At 60.3% G+C, this 14,952-nt stretch carries 16 protein-coding genes and 1 tRNA gene; 6 read left to right on the forward strand and 11 right to left on the reverse strand.

Going from position 1 to position 14,952, the window contains the following annotated elements; genetic code table 11:
* Nucleotides 1-58: 58 nt before the first annotated feature.
* From K3555_RS08375 to K3555_RS08390, 4 genes are all read right to left on the reverse strand, one after another.
* Nucleotides 59-853 carry a lytic transglycosylase domain-containing protein gene (locus K3555_RS08375; RefSeq protein ID WP_259998894.1) on the reverse strand — a complete coding sequence of 265 codons (795 nt, stop codon included), beginning with the start codon at nucleotides 851-853 and terminating at the stop codon, nucleotides 59-61.
* Between the two features lie 92 nt (nucleotides 854-945).
* Nucleotides 946-2,193 carry an Hsp70 family protein gene (locus K3555_RS08380; protein WP_260008130.1) on the reverse strand — a complete coding sequence of 416 codons (1,248 nt, stop codon included), beginning with the start codon at nucleotides 2,191-2,193 and terminating at the stop codon, nucleotides 946-948.
* A gap of 120 nt (nucleotides 2,194-2,313) precedes the next feature.
* The gene (gene glnA / locus K3555_RS08385; protein ID WP_027259157.1) at nucleotides 2,314-3,720 is read right to left on the reverse strand and encodes a type I glutamate--ammonia ligase; all 1,407 of its coding nucleotides are present in this window, start codon (nucleotides 3,718-3,720) and stop codon (nucleotides 2,314-2,316) included.
* A 45-nt stretch (nucleotides 3,721-3,765) separates the two neighbouring features.
* On the reverse strand, nucleotides 3,766-4,104 hold the full coding sequence (locus tag K3555_RS08390) for a P-II family nitrogen regulator (RefSeq protein ID WP_008554830.1): 339 nt from the start codon (nucleotides 4,102-4,104) through the stop codon (nucleotides 3,766-3,768).
* A gap of 170 nt (nucleotides 4,105-4,274) precedes the next feature.
* Between K3555_RS08390 and K3555_RS08395 the strand changes: the two genes are divergently transcribed.
* Nucleotides 4,275-5,927, forward strand: a complete 1,653-nt coding sequence (locus K3555_RS08395) for an NAD(P)H-hydrate dehydratase (protein ID WP_260008131.1) — start codon at nucleotides 4,275-4,277, stop codon at nucleotides 5,925-5,927.
* Nucleotides 5,928-5,936: 9 nt separating this feature from the next.
* Here K3555_RS08395 and K3555_RS08400 read toward each other — a convergent pair whose 3' ends face one another.
* Nucleotides 5,937-6,464 (reverse strand): Hint domain-containing protein, encoded by a 528-nt coding sequence (locus K3555_RS08400; RefSeq protein ID WP_260008132.1) that lies wholly within the window; start codon nucleotides 6,462-6,464, stop codon nucleotides 5,937-5,939.
* 216 nt (nucleotides 6,465-6,680) lie between these two features.
* Here K3555_RS08400 and K3555_RS08405 point away from each other — a divergent pair.
* Nucleotides 6,681-6,765 (forward strand) — tRNA-Leu (locus K3555_RS08405).
* Between the two features lie 279 nt (nucleotides 6,766-7,044).
* On the opposite strand, the gene K3555_RS08410 is transcribed toward K3555_RS08405, so the two are convergent.
* Nucleotides 7,045-7,725 (reverse strand): autoinducer binding domain-containing protein, encoded by a 681-nt coding sequence (locus K3555_RS08410; protein ID WP_260008133.1) that lies wholly within the window; start codon nucleotides 7,723-7,725, stop codon nucleotides 7,045-7,047.
* A 128-nt stretch (nucleotides 7,726-7,853) separates the two neighbouring features.
* Here K3555_RS08410 and K3555_RS08415 point away from each other — a divergent pair, with 128 nt between their 5' ends.
* The 4 genes from K3555_RS08415 (at nucleotide 7,854) to tig (ending at nucleotide 12,079) form a co-directional block, all read left to right on the forward strand.
* Entirely contained in the window at nucleotides 7,854-8,597 is a 744-nt protein-coding gene (locus K3555_RS08415) for an acyl-homoserine-lactone synthase (RefSeq protein WP_260008135.1), read from the forward strand.
* A gap of 77 nt (nucleotides 8,598-8,674) precedes the next feature.
* Nucleotides 8,675-8,926 carry a hypothetical protein gene (locus tag K3555_RS08420; RefSeq protein ID WP_260008136.1) on the forward strand — a complete coding sequence of 84 codons (252 nt, stop codon included), beginning with the start codon at nucleotides 8,675-8,677 and terminating at the stop codon, nucleotides 8,924-8,926.
* 506 nt (nucleotides 8,927-9,432) lie between these two features.
* On the forward strand, nucleotides 9,433-10,551 hold the full coding sequence (locus K3555_RS08425; RefSeq protein ID WP_260008137.1) for a porin: 1,119 nt from the start codon (nucleotides 9,433-9,435) through the stop codon (nucleotides 10,549-10,551).
* A gap of 196 nt (nucleotides 10,552-10,747) precedes the next feature.
* Complete coding sequence (tig, locus tag K3555_RS08430) at nucleotides 10,748-12,079, forward strand: trigger factor (protein ID WP_260008138.1); 1,332 nt, start codon at nucleotides 10,748-10,750, stop codon at nucleotides 12,077-12,079.
* A 66-nt stretch (nucleotides 12,080-12,145) separates the two neighbouring features.
* Here the strand turns inward: tig and K3555_RS08435 are convergent, their stop codons facing one another.
* The 5 genes from K3555_RS08435 to K3555_RS08455 form a co-directional block, all read right to left on the reverse strand.
* A complete protein-coding gene (locus tag K3555_RS08435) occupies nucleotides 12,146-12,829 on the reverse strand; it encodes an HTTM domain-containing protein (protein WP_260008139.1) in 684 nt (227 codons plus the stop codon).
* Complete coding sequence (locus tag K3555_RS08440) at nucleotides 12,826-13,272, reverse strand: hypothetical protein (protein ID WP_260008140.1); 447 nt, start codon at nucleotides 13,270-13,272, stop codon at nucleotides 12,826-12,828. Before K3555_RS08440 ends, K3555_RS08435 begins: the two co-directional genes overlap by 4 nt.
* A gap of 158 nt (nucleotides 13,273-13,430) precedes the next feature.
* Nucleotides 13,431-13,901: a lytic transglycosylase domain-containing protein gene (locus tag K3555_RS08445; protein WP_260008141.1), complete on the reverse strand. Its 471-nt coding sequence runs from the start codon at nucleotides 13,899-13,901 to the stop codon at nucleotides 13,431-13,433.
* Nucleotides 13,902-14,270: 369 nt separating this feature from the next.
* Nucleotides 14,271-14,441: a hypothetical protein gene (locus tag K3555_RS08450; protein ID WP_260008142.1), complete on the reverse strand. Its 171-nt coding sequence runs from the start codon at nucleotides 14,439-14,441 to the stop codon at nucleotides 14,271-14,273.
* 117 nt (nucleotides 14,442-14,558) lie between these two features.
* Nucleotides 14,559-14,777 carry a hypothetical protein gene (locus tag K3555_RS08455; protein ID WP_259998916.1) on the reverse strand — a complete coding sequence of 73 codons (219 nt, stop codon included), beginning with the start codon at nucleotides 14,775-14,777 and terminating at the stop codon, nucleotides 14,559-14,561.
* Between the last annotated feature and the right edge of the window lie 175 nt (nucleotides 14,778-14,952).

A 14,952-nucleotide genomic window follows, 5' to 3' on the forward strand; every position in this document is an offset into this window, starting at 1 on the left:
ACGCAATACAGCCAAAGGAGCAGGCAGAAACCTTGCCTGAAATTTTCTTGGTTGCGGCTTAGCCGTCGATCTGCCGCCCCATGATTGCGAGAGACTGCTGATAAACAGTTGCGGCGTTCCATTCTTTCAGAACCCGGTAGTTCGGCTCGCCCTGCTGATAGCCCTTGCCGGGTTTCCAGCCTTTTTGGCGCAGGTAATTGGCGGTGGAGGCCATCGCGTCCCCCATATTGTAGAAATCCACCCGCCCGTTACCGTCCCAGTCGATCCCGTATTGCAGCGCATTGCCGGGCAGGAACTGGGTATGGCCCAGCTCGCCGTGCTTGGCCCCCAGCGTGGCCGGGGTGATGGCGCCCTGATCCACCAATTTCAGCGCCCCTAGCGCATGCGGGCGGAAAAAATCGGAGCGGCGGCAATCATAGGTCAGCGTCACGATGGCGGAAACCACCTGGCTGTCGCCCATATAGTTGCCGAACGCGGTCTCCATCCCGTGGATTGCAATCAGAACGCCGGCGGGCACGCCGAATTTCCGCTCAAGTGCGGCATAAAATTCCGGGTTGCGCGCCTTGCGCTTGCGGCCCTGCGCCACGATGGTCGCCGAGCCGCGGATCTGCATGAATTTCTCCAGCGAGTATTTAAAGCTCTTCTGGTTGCGGTCAGCAGAAATCGTGCGGCGGGCATATTGCGCATTGGCCAGCGCCTGCAGCCCTGCCTTGCGCACGCCTGCGCGCTTGGCCTCGTTCTGAAAATCCCGCTTCCAGGCGTCAAACCCGGATGAGGTATTGCCGCAAGGCGCGGCCAGGGCAGGGGAAGCTAGCAGAGTGGAAATCAGGGCAGAGGCCAGCAGACGGCGCATGAAAGAATCTCTCAAATGTGACTCGTAGCTTTCAGCCTAACGTGCTGGCCGCGCGTGTCTAACGGGAAAAGCCGTGCATGGTTCCCATTTACCTAAGCAAAGGCTGTTCCGGCGGCCAGGGCAAGCCCGTCCGCCACCGCTGTCATGGCATTTCCTGTTTCAACGCGGGCGTTTGGACAGATGCTGCGCATTTGCGCCTGAACCGCCCCCAGCAGCGAAGAGCCGCCGACCAGCACGATCCGGTCCACGTTGCCAGCAGTAAGACCGGCCTGCGCCAGTGTCTCGGCAGCGCAGGCCCCGATGGCTGCGGTCTGTTCTGCCAGGGTCCGGTTCATTTCTGCGGCGGGCAACGGCACCGACAGGCCGCGCTGCAGCAGCTTCAGGTCGATCGCCGCCGCGCCGCCTGCGGTGTTGGCCTGGATCTTGCCGCGCTCAACCGCAAAGGCCAGTTCGTGCCCCAGTTCGTCCTCCAGCACGTCAACCAGCCGGGTCAGCCTGTCCGGTTCAACCGCATTGGCGGCCAGGTCCTTTGCGGCCCGGCGGTTCTCCGGACTGTAAAGGAACGGGATCATCTGCCAGGTGGCCAGATCGTTGAACAGCCGGTTCGGGGCCGGCAGGGTGCCGCCGCCAAAACTGTTGCGGATCTGGCTGCCGCGTCCCAGCAGCGGCATCACATGATGGATGCTCAGCTGCCGGTCAAAATCGGTGCCGCCCAGCCGCACCCCGTGCGAGGCCAGGATGCGGGTTGCGCCGTTTGCGTCCTGTTCAAAGGCGGTAAAGTCCGAGGTGCCACCGCCGATATCGACAATCAGCCCGCGGCCCGGCGCAGGTGCTGCAGCGCGCAGGGCGGCTTCGGGTTCATACAGGAACAGCACATCCTGAAAACCCGCCTCCAGGTAACAGGCGCGCAGGTCCTTTTCGGCCTGGATATTGCGGGCCTCATCCTTGGAATGAAACCGCACCGGCCGGCCGGACAGCGCGTGGGTGAATTCCATATGCGTCGCCGTCTCGGCGCGGGTTTTCATCTCGGCCAGAAAGCGGGCGATGAGGGTGCCGAAACTGATCCGCTCGCCGCCCAGCCGCCGTTCCTCATGCAGCAGCGGCGTGCCCAGCAGGCTTTTCAGGGCGCGCATGAAACGCCCCTCGTCACCGTTGATCAGCGCCCGCGTGGCGCTGTGGCCGATCCGCATGGCACGCGCGCCGTCCTCAAAAAACACAGCGGTAGGCAGGGTCTGCTCGCCAGGTTCCATCTCGACCAGCCAGGGCCGGCCGGCCACGGCAATCCCCGCCGCCGAATTGGAGGTGCCAAAGTCGATACCAAGGGTGTTGGGGGCAGTCATGGGAAGGCTCCTGTCTGCTGGGCTGAGCCGCGCGGAATACTGAAAGTGCCGCCCAAGAGCAAGAGGTGCAATAGAAAAGGGCGCCCCGAGGGACGCCCTTTCTAAACATGGTGCTGCAGCTTAGCAGCTGTAGTACATGCCGAATTCGACCGGATGGGGGGTGTGCTCGTACTTGTGCACCTCTTCCATCTTCAGCTCGATGTAGCCGTCGATCTGGTCTTTGGTGAACACGTCGCCCTGCAGCAGGAAGTCGTGGTCGGCGGCCAGCGCGTCAACAGCTTCACGCAAGCTGCCGCAGACGGTCGGGATGCCTTCCAGCTCTTCGGCCGGCAGATCGTACAGGTTCTTGTCCATGGCTTCGCCGGGATCGATCTTGTTCTTGATGCCATCGAGGCCGGCCATCAGCAGCGCGGCAAAGCACAGGTAGGGGTTTGCCGCCGGATCGGGGAAACGGGCCTCGACGCGCTTGGCTTTGGGGCTTTCGGTCCACGGGATCCGTACGCAGCCGGAACGGTTGCGGGCGGAGTAGGCGCGCAGAACCGGGGCCTCAAAGCCCGGGATCAGGCGCTTGTAGGAGTTGGTGGACGGGTTGGTGAAGGCATTCAGGGTCTTGGAATGCTTCAGAATGCCGCCGATGAAATACAGCGCTTCCTGGCTGAGGTCGGCGTATTTGTCGCCTGCAAACAGCGGCTTGCCGTCTTTCCAGATCGACATGTTGACGTGCATGCCGGACCCGTTGTCGCCATAGATCGGCTTCGGCATGAAGGTCGCCGATTTGCCATAAGCGTGCGCCACGTTGTGGATCACGTATTTGTACTTCTGCAGCTCGTCCGCCTGTTTGGTCAGGCTGTCAAAGATCAGGCCCAGCTCGTGCTGGCAGGAGGCAACCTCGTGGTGGTGCTTGTCGACCTTCATGCCCAGACGTTTCATGGTCGAGAGCATTTCGGAACGCAGGTCCTGCGCTTCGTCGGTCGGGTTCACCGGGAAATAACCGCCCTTCAGGCCCGGGCGGTGGCCCATGTTGCCCATCTCGAACTCGGCGTCGGTGTTCCAGGAACCGTCGGTTGCGTCTACTTCATAGGACACCTTGTTGATGGTGTTGGAGTAGCGCACGTCGTCAAACAGGAAAAACTCCGCTTCGGGGCCCATATAGGCCACATCGCCGATGCCGGAGGACTTCAGGTAGGCTTCAGCCTTCTGGGCGGTGCCGCGCGGGTCGCGCTCATAGGCTTCGCCGGTGTCGGGCTCAACAATCGAGCAATGGATGCAGAGGGTTTTCTCGGCATAAAACGGATCGATATAGGCAGACGTGGTGTCGGCCATCAGTTTCATGTCGGAGTTTTCAATCGACTTCCAGCCGGCGATCGAGGAGCCGTCGAACATGAAGCCTTCTTCGAGGAAGTCTTCGTCGACCAGGTCCACGTCCACGGTCACGTGCTGCAGGCGGCCGCGCACGTCGGTGAAACGGATGTCGACATAGGCGACGTCGTCTTCACGGAGAGTCTTGAGAACTGCGTCTACGCTCATTCCCTTAGTCCTTCTTTAGAGATGTCTTGGAGATTTTCTGTTAACTTACAACGCGTCCGGGCCGGTCTCGCCGGTGCGGATGCGGATGGCTTGCTCGACGGGCGAGACAAAAATCTTGCCGTCGCCGATCTTGTCGGTCTTGGCGGCGTCGACGATGGCCTCGATCGCTTGGTCGACCTGATCGTCGTCCAGCACAACCTCGACCTTCACCTTGGGCAGAAAGTCGACCACATATTCAGCACCGCGGTACAGCTCGGTGTGGCCCTTCTGACGGCCAAAGCCCTTGACCTCGATGACGGAAAGACCCTGGACGCCGACGTCCTGCAACGCTTCCTTCACCTCATCCAGTTTAAAAGGCTTGATGATGGCTTCGATCTTTTTCATCGGAATGGCTCCTCGCAAGCTTGTTGAGGGTGTCATTTCACTTCTAAATGAAGGCAGCAATGCGCGGCTGTGCAGCTGCGGCAATTCTGGCCAGGATTTGAGTGTCGCCGCCTAAAAATTAAGCACTGCGCCCAAGGATTGCGCAGAATTGAATCGGGAAAGAAGACGAGATGACCGAACTGCTGACCGCCGCCCAGATGCGGGCCATCGAACAGGCCGCCATTGAGTCCGGCGAAGTGACCGGGCTGGAGCTGATGGAGCGGGCCGGGCAGGGGGTGGTTGAGGCCATTTTCGAAGAGTGGCCAGAGCTGGCAGAAGAGCGAGGGGCCGACCCCTCGCGCTCCCCGGAGTATTTTGGGAAAGATGAAAAGCCGCGCCGGGCGGTGGTCCTGTGCGGGCCGGGCAACAACGGCGGCGACGGCTTTGTGGTGGCGCGGCTTTTGAAGGAGCGCGGCTGGGAGGTGGAGGTGTTTCTTTACGGCGACCCGGACAAGCTGCCGCCGGATGCGAGGGTGAATTATGAGCGTTTGGGTGCGGGCACTGTAAAGCCGTGGAGTACAGAAGCTGTTGGTAACGCGGAAGGGAGCCTTTTCGTGGATGCAATTTTTGGCTCTGGATTGTCGCGTGCGCCGGACAGTTCTGTCCTTGAGCCGCTGACCAAACTATACACCGAGGGCAGAACTTTGAACCGGATGGTAGCGGTTGATGCGCCAACAGGTCTTTGCATGAACAGTGGTCGCGCATTGTGCCTGGAATATGGTGGTAACTGGAGCTGGCTTACAGTCACTTTCCATAGATCCCGTATTGGGCATTTCGTTGACGATGGGCCGGGTTACTGCGGGAGCCTGCGCACCGTAGATATTGGGCTGGCCGGGTTTGAAGCCGGGAAGGGCTTTCTGGCCCAGCAAGATGATTTCCCTGGAATGAATGAGTGCGGCGGGACGAGCGGCGAGGGTTTTGTAAACCTCGTAGATCACCGGCGGTCAGGTTTACTGCCCAAAAATAGAGAAGAGCACAAATATTCCCACGGCCACGCCCTCATCCTCTCCGGCGGCCACGGCAAAACCGGCGCGGCCCGTCTTGCCGCCCGCGGCGCCCTGCGGATCGGGGCAGGGCTGGTCACCGTCGGTTCGCCTCGCTCGGCGATGTTTGAAAATGCCGCCAATCTGACCGCCATCATGCTTCGCCAGATCGACGGAGCACATGGGCTGGTGGAGCTGATGGAAGACGAACGGCTCAGCGCTATTTGCCTTGGCCCCGGCATGGGGCGCGGTGCGGATACGCAGGCGATGGTATTCGCCACATTGAAGGAAAAACGGGCAACCGTGCTGGATGCAGATGCGCTTACCCGGTTCGAGATGAAGCCGGAGGTGCTGTTTGAGGTTTTGCATGAAGACTGTGTGATCACCCCGCATGGCGGTGAATTTGCCAGGCTGTTTCCGGATCTGGCCGAGAAACTGAATGCGCCAGCCACCACAGGCCCGGCTTATTCTAAAGTGGATGCCACCCGCGAGGCGGCAATACGCGCGGGTTGTGTGGTGCTGTTCAAGGGGCCGGATACGGTGATTGCAGCGCCGGACGGCCGCTGCTCGGTCAATTCCGCGCATTACGAACGTTCTGCCCCCTGGCTGGCCACCGCCGGGTCGGGCGATGTGCTGGCGGGCTTCATCACCGGGCTGATGGCGCGCGGGTTCTCTCCGATGCAGGCGGCGGAAACTGCCGCCTATGTCCATGTGGAATGCGCACTGGAATTCGGCCCCGGCCTGATTGCCGAGGACCTGCCAGAGCAGATCCCCGCCGTGTTCCGCAAACTGGGGCTGTAACGCTCCGGCTCAGGCTGCCGGGCGCAGATCTTCGTCCGGTGCGGCTGCCGCGGCCAGTTCCAATCCGCCTGCATAAATCACATGCGGGCGGGAAAACTCCAGGATCGTCAGATCCATCATCTGCAGACCCAGATCACGGATGAATTCGCCATCCACCAGCTCATAGGCCGGCACCACTGCCTGCGGCTGGCCGAACATTGCCTTGGCGCGCCAATCACGGACCAGGACCCGCTGGTCCCAAGGGACGGTCAGGTCGCTGTCTGCGCGGGTGTCGCCAAGCGATCCGGCAGAAATGCACACGGCTTGCAGCATGGCGCGGCGGGTGCGGACCGCTTCTACCCGGGCCATGCCCTGGGTGCGGGTGATGAGGCTGCCGCCTGCTTTAACCTCTTCCGCTGCGCGCTCACCCTCGCGGGTCAGCACCAGGGTGCCGCGCAGCAGGCTGATGTTCTGACTGCCCTGATACAGGCGCCGGGGCTGTGCTTGGCCGCGCATCGCCAATTGCGCGCGCAATGCCGCATTACCAAACGGTTTCATGTTGTTACTCGCTCTGTCTGCCTCAGACTTTTTTGTGAATCTATGCCAGAACCGGATTCCAGGCCCAGCTTTTTCCGGCGAAAGCCTGCCCATTGTTGCAATTATGCGGACGGATTGTTGCTGTTTTGCACAGGGCGCCCAAGGACGCGTTTTCCGCTCGCATCCGCCGCTGTCCTTTGATAATCACCGCGTCACACAAAGCATTTTTGTGTGCGTGCGGGTGTGGCGGAATTGGTAGACGCACCAGATTTAGGTTCTGGCGCCGCAAGGCGTGGGGGTTCGAGTCCCTTCACCCGCACCAACTTGATTTTCAGGTAAATTTCTACAAACTCAGCGCAGCGAGTGTTCTGCGCTATGTTTTATACTCTTGATCATGTTCTTATTATGTTTCGGCGTGGCCGGGCTGTCTTGGATAGCTGCCTTTGCTTGGCCTGTTCTCATCCCAGCGGGTGGCAGGATCGACCCCAAGTGCCGGATCCTGCGAGGTGGGCGAACGGCAGCTTTGGTAAAATTCCTGGTACGCTGCATCGCTTGTTCCGAAACGATCCCCGGATCATTTTATTGAGGCTGGTCAACAGGTTCAGGGCGGCTCTACCCCAAACAGGTTGCGCTCTTTGGCCAGATAGGCGAGGCGCGCGGTTGACTTGCAGCCGAACTTTTGCCGCATCCGCAGAAAACTGGTTTTCACTGCTGATAGAGAGAGCGTGAACTGCTCTGCGATCTCATCATAAGACATCTCCTGCTGGATATGCAGGCGCAGCATCTCCAGTTCTTTCCCGGAAAGGGACGGGGGGGGAAGCAGCGAGTCAAAAAACTCGGTGACAACCATGCTCAGCCTGCGCATCTCGGTGTCCGAAAGCTCCCTGTCCTGCCGGGAAACAAACACCATCGATCTTTTTGACCCCGTCAGAGCCGCAAAGGCAGCGCCATATACCAATCCGTACCGCTGAGACTTTTCGAGTATCTGCAGAGGGTCGGGCAGCTGAATGGCCGACCAGCGTATGGCGCCTTCGTTCTTCAGCGCCCAATTGAATACAGGGTCATGAAGGAAGTAGTTTTCCCGGTCATACTGTTCCTTCCATTTTTCGTGGAAGGAACATTCAAAGTGCTCATACCCCATGATTGAAAAGTTGACCATGAGAGTGAAACCCGTGGTGCTTACTTCGTTGATCGCGGATCTGCAGGCCGAAAAAGCCTCGGCAATCTTTGTGCTGTTTGCTCCGTCCGAGGGCAGATTCGTTGTAATCACAGATTTTGGCATCTCAACCTTCCACCCCGAATGACTTGCGACTTAAGTCTCACTGCCGGCAACCTTGGTTGTCTTGCCCGCAACCTAGGTCGCATTTGATGTGACCAGAGTTGCAAATAGAATGCAACAGTCAGGTAGTTATGGACAAACGAAAATCTACCTTTAGGTGTAATTTCTGCGCAGGGAAGGTGGAAACCTGTACTGGAGATACATTTATGCAAAACGGATACGCCAGGAGCGAGGCCAAGGCCCGGACATGTATTGAAACTATGGTTGTCCGGTTTGAGCCGGTGCGGCTGCCAAAGTCACTGAGAAGTCCAGATCAGGATGTGCTGGACGCCTTTATGTCGTTGCGCAAGAGCGTGTTTGCGGACGGCAAAAACTGGCGCGTGTGGCTGTCCTGCCGAAGCGATCTGGATCAATACGATCACCTGGACGCCTACTACATTATCGCATTTGATCCTGCCACAGGCGAAGCGCTGGCCGGTGCGAGGCTGCTGCGCACAGACCGCGGGGGCCGCCATCCAGGCAGATCCGAAATGACTTATATGGTGCGTGATGCGGTCCGCGGCATGCTTCCCGGGCTGCCCACAGACCTGTGTGATGAAGAGCCGCCGTGCGATCCCGCGGTCTGGGAACTCACCAGGTTTGCATCGAATGGTGCCGCGGGAGCAGGGCAGCTGGTGTTGCAGCGGCTGCGGACATTTCTGCAGGAGCTGGGCGGAGAACGTTTCGTTTTTCTGTCTCCGCCGGTTGTCGCACGGCTTGCCAAGTCCTCAGGCTTTGCAAATGTCGTCCCGCTTGGCCCGCTCAGGGGCGATCAAAACGGCAAGTACCGCGTTTATTCTGCCGATGTGCCCCAGCCAGGAAGCAGCGAAGCGTGAAGATCTTTCTGTTTTTTTGCAGACAGCACAGCTGCGACGGCACTCACGGCCCCAGATGGAAATCCGAGCACTCCCGCATGTCAAAGATTAACACTCAGCAAAGTATTTCCGACTGGCGCATCCTGTCCGAGCTTCAGGGCATCCCGCGGGCGTCTCAATTCGTCATGATGGGCGGCGAAGTCAGGCTGGTGCGCGGGGAACAGTCAGCTGCGCCCGAATGCCGGTGGTCAGTTCAGCTGCACGGGTTTTCCGCACGCGGCGCCACATTGCGCGATGCGCTGGACAACTGGATAGTGATAGCTGGACTAAGCCCCTTCGGCATGCCGTAAGCGCTGGCCCGGCGTTCCAAGCGCATCGCCTTGGAGCAGGCTGGCCGCGGATGGCGCAGGCATTCCGGAAGCCATGCCGCGCAGCGGCTCTAGCTGGATCTGATCGCTTGGGTTCAAGGCGCAGGTTGGAAGATCTGATCCTTGCGGGACGCAGCGCACTGAAGTGCCCCGTTTGTCCGGGACGTTTTTTTGCCGGGCTCCGCTGCGCTGTTCTGTGCAAAAATGAATGCAGTATTGAGCGTGTGCGCAGGGTTGCAGAAATTGCATGCCCCCTCTGAGCCTGGTGATTGGGTGAAAGTGACCTTTTTCACCTAACGCATTGCCCATAGGCGGTTTCTTGCAGGCTTGAAGTTGCTGTAGGCAAAAATCCGCCTATTCATTTCTCCTGATCCCGGGGTGAATTTTCAACCCTGAAGGGGCGGAAAAACGCGTGATAGCTCCTGGCTCAAGCGGCGGTCTCAGGGATGGAGAGACATGCTGCTGACGGAACAGGAGACCTGAAGAAAATGAGCAATAAATTTGCAGCGCGCGCAGGCGCGGCCACTTTGGCAGCGGCGCTTGCAGCCCCGGCATTTGCGGGCCCGACTTACACCAATGACACTGGCGGCAGCTTCCGCTGGTACGGGCAATTCAACCCGTCGTTCCAGTCCTTTGATGACGGGCAGGAAGACTTTAACCGTCTGGTGGACAACGAGGCGTCAAATTCGCGCATCGGTTTTGAGCTTGAGCAAGCTTATGGCGAAAACACTTTGCGGTTCCGCTTCGAGACTGCCTTTGGCTTTCGTGGCTCGGACGGGGTCAGCCAGCTGACCATCGGCGACAACATCAGCTGGGACCGCACCAACATCCGCCATGTTGATTTCCAGTTCGACACTGCCAGCTATGGCCGCTTCTCGGCAGGTCAGGGCTCGATGGCAACCGACGGCATCACCGGCGCGGATTTTTCGGGCACCGGCCTTGGCGCCTCCAACTCTGTTGCCGACTCCGCGGGCGGCTATGCTTTCCGCACCACCGGCGGCGCTCTCAGCGGTGTGGATATCGGCGATGCCTTCACCGATCTGGACGGCGGCCGTCTGGGCCGGGTCCGCTATGACACCCCGGAACTGGCGGGTTTCACTCTGTCCACCTCTTACGGCACTGACGTGCTGAAGGACGCAAACGACCGCGAAAGCTATGACGTGGCGGTGCGTTGGGCCAATGATGACGCGGCAGGTTTTGCCATCGACAGCGGCATCGGCGCCTCCTGGACCGAAGAAACCGGCAAGGCCGACCAGCGCGATATCTCCGGCTCCTTCGCGGTGCTGCACAAGGCAACCGGCCTGTCGCTGAACCTGGCTGCGGGCGAGCGCGACATTGCGGGCACCTATGCCTATGCCAAGCTGGGCTACAAGGCAGATTTGATCGCGGCGGGCTCCACCGCGTTCTCGGTTGATTACTACGATGGTTCGGACATGGTGACCGCCGGTGACAGCGCCGAGTCCTGGGGCATTGCCGCGGTCCAGAAGATCGACGCTTACAATGTCGAAACCTATCTGGCCTACCGTGACTATTCCTATGCTGAAACCAGCGCCACCACCTATCAGGATGCCAATGTGATCCTGGCCGGTGCCCGCTGGAAGTTCTGAACCTTCCTCCCTCGGTTGCAGAACGGAAAACACGCCCCTTTGCGGGCGTGTTTTTCATATTCGGGCACCGGAAATCCGCGTGATTGCGCGGCAAACCGGCAATGCCTCTTGCGCCGGGGCGCCGGGGGAAATAGAAGACCGCAAATTGTCTGGGGGCGCCTGCGCGCACGCGCCCCGAATCTCTATGGGGTATAGGATGCAGGTCACCGAGACGCTGAACGAAGGTCTGAAACGCGGCTACGCTATCACCGTTACGGCTGCTGAGCTGAACGAGAAGGTCAACGAAAAGCTCGTCGAAGCGCAGCCGGAAGTCGAAATGAAGGGTTTCCGCAAGGGCAAGGTGCCGATGGCGCTGCTGAAAAAGCAGTTCGGCCAGCGCCTGATCGGCGAAGCCATGCAGGAAGCTGTTGACGGTGCCATGAACAAGCACTTCGAGGACAGCGGCGACCGTCCGGCGCAGCAGCCCGACGTGAAAATGACCAACGACGAATGGAAAGAAGGCGACGACGTCAATGTCGAGCTGGCCTATGAGGCGCTGCCGGAAATCCCCGAGGTCGACTTCTCCGGCGTCGCGCTGGAAAAGCTGGTTGTGAAGGCAGAAGAAGAAGCCGTCACCGAAGCGCTGACCAACCTGGCCGACACCGCCAAGGAATTTGAGGCCCGCGAAGACGGTGCGGCTGCAGAAGACGGCGACCAGGTTGTGATCGACTTTGTCGGCCGGATCGATGGTGAAGCCTTTGAAGGCGGCGCAGGCGACGACTACCCGCTGGCCCTCGGCTCCAACTCCTTCATCCCCGGTTTTGAGGAGCAGCTGATCGGCTCCAAAGCCGGTGAAGAAAAAGACGTGACCGTGTCCTTCCCGGAAGAGTACGGCGCCGAGCATCTGGCCGGTAAAGAGGCCGTGTTCTCCTGCACCGTGAAAGAGGTGAAGGCCCCGAAAGCGGCCGAGATCAACGACGAGCTGGCCACCAAATTCGGCGCTGACGATCTGGACGCGCTGAAGGCTCAGATCAGCGAGCGTCTGGAAGCCGAATATGCCGGTGCAGCACGTGCCGTGATGAAGCGTGCGCTGCTGGACCAGCTGGACACTCTGGTCTCCTTCGATCTGCCGCCGTCGCTGGTCGAGGCCGAAGCCAAGCAGATCGCGCATCAGCTGTGGCACGAGGACAACCCGGAAGTCGAAGGCCATGATCACCCCGAGATCGAAACCACCGACGAGCACAACACCCTTGCCGAGCGCCGCGTGCGCCTGGGCCTGCTGCTGGCCGAGCTGGGCCAGAAAGCCGAAGTCGAAGTGACCGACGCCGAAATGACCCAGGCGATCATGGCGCAGGCGCGTCAGTATCCGGGCCAGGAACGCCAGTTCTTTGAATTCATCCAGCAGAACGCTCAGATGCAGCAGCAGCTGCGGGCGCCGCTGTTTGAAGACAAGGTTGTCGACCACATCGTCGCGCAAGCGAAGGTTACGGAGAAAGAAGTCTCCAAGGACGATCTGCAGAAAGCTGTCGAGGCGCTGGACGAGGAGTAATCCTCTTAAGCCGTCAGCATTACGGAAAGGCCGCCTTTGGGGCGGCCTTTTTCGTTGCGGCCGGCCTTACAGAACAACCCGGTCCTGCAGCCATACCAAGGACGGGTAGGCGGCCAGCCAGATCCAGAAGAACCGGTTCAGCCCGAACAGGCAGGCATTGGCCAGATGGAACAGCGCGGCGGTGAACAGCGCCAGCACCAGTGTCTCGCGGCTGAACAGGGCCAGCGGAAACAGCACCTCGAACAACATCACAGCCCAGCCCATGAACCACAGCAGCCGCGGGCGGTCCGCCAGCCCGCGCAGGTCCTCGCTGACCGGGTAGGCGGAGAAGCGGAACACGTCCTGAAGCGCCCGGCCGGAGCGCCACTCGGGGTTCACGATCTTCACCTGGCCGGAAATGAAGTAGCAGATCACCAGCTGCCCGGCGAGATAGGCGAACGCGTATTCCTGCCACTGTTCAGAGGGCAGCCAGCGGGCTGCAGTGAGGCAGCAAAGAACCAGAAGGCTCATCTTGTCGCTGCCGCCGTTATAGGGGCCTTGGAACCGCTGCAGAATCAGCAAGCCCAGTCCGAGCAGTCCCAGCAGCACCCAAGGTGTGGCAATGCCGAACAGCAGGAACCCGGACATTATCAGGCGGGGTCCGTAAATCACCTGTTCATCCCGGAGCCCGGCCAGATGTTCGGCGCTTTGCTGCATAAAGGCGAGCGCCAGCAGGATCTCGGTCAGGCGCAGGGCCAAATCCAGTGTCATGCGGAGGCCACTCCAGCCACCAGATGCGGTTCGGATAGGTAGGTTACGGCCATGACCAGCCGGCCATCCCCGGCGCGGTCGGTGAAAACCAGCCGGAACTGCAGATAGGGCAGCCGGGCACCGGGCGGCAGCGTGCGCTCCAGCTCGGCGGTGATCCGGCGCAGGATCTCCTGCCGGCTGTGGCCGGACGGCGCCAGCGTCAGCCGTTCCGCGCAGCTGACCAGGAACAGGTTTTCGTTCCAGCGCGGGTTCCATAGCATCCGGCAGGCCATTGCCCAGGGCGCCAGATGCTGCGGGCGCGGCCGGAATTCATGCCACTGGGCTGGCGTGCTGGCGGCATTGGCAAGCATGGCCCATTCCACCCGCGGCGACGGATCCACCGCCTTGAAGAACCGCCAGGATGGCATCAGGGCAGGAAGCAGGAGTTTGATCAGGCTCAGCATGACGCCAGTTAAGCGGCTGCTGATTACAATTCCCCTAAAATGCAGGCCGCAGCCGGGTGCTCCCGCCCGTCCTTGCCGTCTTGCTGCGCAAGACAGCGCGTCCCGTTGGGCCGGGCAGCGCCCTGCCGGGCGCTGCGGCCGCCTGCGTCACCGGGGCTTCAGGGGCGCAGGCCGGTTTCCTTCAGCATGCCGCGGCGCTTGGCCTCGTGGTAATAGCCGCGGGAATAATGTTTGACGGCCTGATCCTGACTGCCGTCCGAGATCAGCCAGGCGCCGCGCAGGTATTTCACTGAGTATTGCAGGTTGGTGCCGGCATCCAGCAGGTCCTTGGGCTTGCCCTGGAACCCCATCGAGCGCGCGGTGGCAGGAAGGATCTGCAGCAACCCGTAATAGGGCCGGTTCACCGCATGGGGGCGGTGGGTGCTTTCGCGCACGGCCAGCCGGTGCACCAGGCTGCGCGGCACCTCGTAATGATCGGCCCAATAATTGATCTTTTGCCGCAGTTCGGGCGTTTCATTGGGGTACAGCGGAGGGGCGGTTCTGCTCGCCTCAGGCGGAGAGGCGGTGCTGCTGCAGGCTGTAAGAACAGCAGTTGCAAAAATAAAGATCAGAGTGGTCCGGCGCGTCATGCGGCCTCCGAAAATTGTTATCCGGAACCAGACTAGCCGCATCGCCGCAAGCTGCAACGGCGGTGTTGCCGGGGGTTCCCCGGACCGGCAGAGAACTGCCGGAACCAAGCAGATGTCCGCCTGTCCCAGCCCCGATCAGACGGCGGAAGGGTCGATCAAACTTTAGTCATTAGAGATTTGTTAAATATGGATTCCTACTACATATTGAGGATGCGCATTGAGGCAGAAACAACCCTCAGGGCAGTTAGCCCCTCACGCCTGTGGGGCCGCTGACCAAATCGGGCAGAGGGGGCCGCGGCTGTTTCCCAACTTTTCCGCGGTCCCTATAAGCGCCGGGTTCTACCTGAAACATGCATCACACCAGCAAATTCACCGGGAGCCGGTCATCGGATGGCCGCGGTTCTTCCTGTTGTTGGTGTTCATCATGCGCTGGCTGCACTCAAAGCCAACCGTGCCGTCTGCCGCGCAGAATACCCCGCGGATGACAGCACCTGCATCAGATCCTGCTTTGCCCGGCGCCTTGACGTTGTGCAGTGCCATCCTGGCGGCACTGGAACAGGTTCGCGCCAAACCGGGCGGCATCAGGCCCGCGCACAGGTGTGCGTCTTTGCTGCGATCTGCAGGTCCTTGACCTGTCAGCCTGGCGGCACTCCGGAGTTATGGGCTGCAGGACTGGGATCCGTCCTGAGAAGGGGGCTGCGCAGCAGACCCCGAAGGCGTGAATAACCCGTTTCCTGGTTTGATCATTCCCTGCGGCACCGGGTCGGAAATCGCCTCGGTTTTGAAGACCGGCGTGTCGAACCTGTGCCCGCGCAGCAACCGGAACAACAGCCGGCGGCGCAGGGCCAGTTCCTCTTGCTCCAATGATTTTTCCATATCACGGCCCCGTTTTTATCCTTCTCCCGGCACCATCCTGCCAAAGGAAGGCAAACGGGAGGTTTATGGGGGAGGTGTATGTTCCTACAACTTAGGACATCTTTTCAAACTGTTAAGGTAAAAAAGAAAAGGCCGCTCAATCGAGCGGCCTTTTCCCTGTTTCCCTGATCCGGTT

The sequence above is a fragment of the Leisingera sp. M527 genome (genome assembly GCF_025141525.1).
Classification (GTDB): domain Bacteria; phylum Pseudomonadota; class Alphaproteobacteria; order Rhodobacterales; family Rhodobacteraceae; genus Leisingera.